The organism is Neorhizobium lilium (assembly GCF_004053875.1).
Classification (GTDB): domain Bacteria; phylum Pseudomonadota; class Alphaproteobacteria; order Rhizobiales; family Rhizobiaceae; genus Neorhizobium; species Neorhizobium lilii.
This window is the reverse complement of the sequence record NZ_SBIP01000015.1, coordinates 1-340: the sequence shown is the minus strand read 5'-3', so window position 1 is coordinate 340 and position 340 is coordinate 1. Positions and strand designations below refer to the sequence as shown.

The window sequence follows — 340 nt, the reverse complement described above, 5'->3', positions numbered from 1 at the left end:
TGTAGCGGCTATTTAGTAATGCGACAGTTGGGCCAGTTAGAGATGCGACAGCCTCGCCTCTCGACGCACTGGTCAAAGCCAACGTTGGGAGCAAGGATGACGATCTTCAGCCTGGTCGAGACCATGAGCGGTCGGAGTCGTCATGTCCTTTTTGATCACCATGTCGCAGAAAGAATTGCATCGCCTCGAACTTATCCAGAAGATCCGTGATGAACGCCTGAGCGTTGTCCAGGCTGCCGAACAGCTCTACCTCAGTCGAAGCCAGGTCCATCGGCTGCTGCAAGCCTATGACCGGGATGGTCCGGCCGGTCTTGTTTCCAGGAAGCGATCGCGGCCGAGC

At 56.5% G+C, this 340-nt stretch carries 1 protein-coding gene; it reads left to right on the top strand.

Going from position 1 to position 340, the window contains the following annotated elements:
• Positions 1 to 142: 142 nt before the first annotated feature.
• Positions 143 to 340: helix-turn-helix domain-containing protein (locus EPK99_RS25185; protein WP_164901895.1), on the top strand; the 198-nt coding region annotated here is incomplete at its 3' end.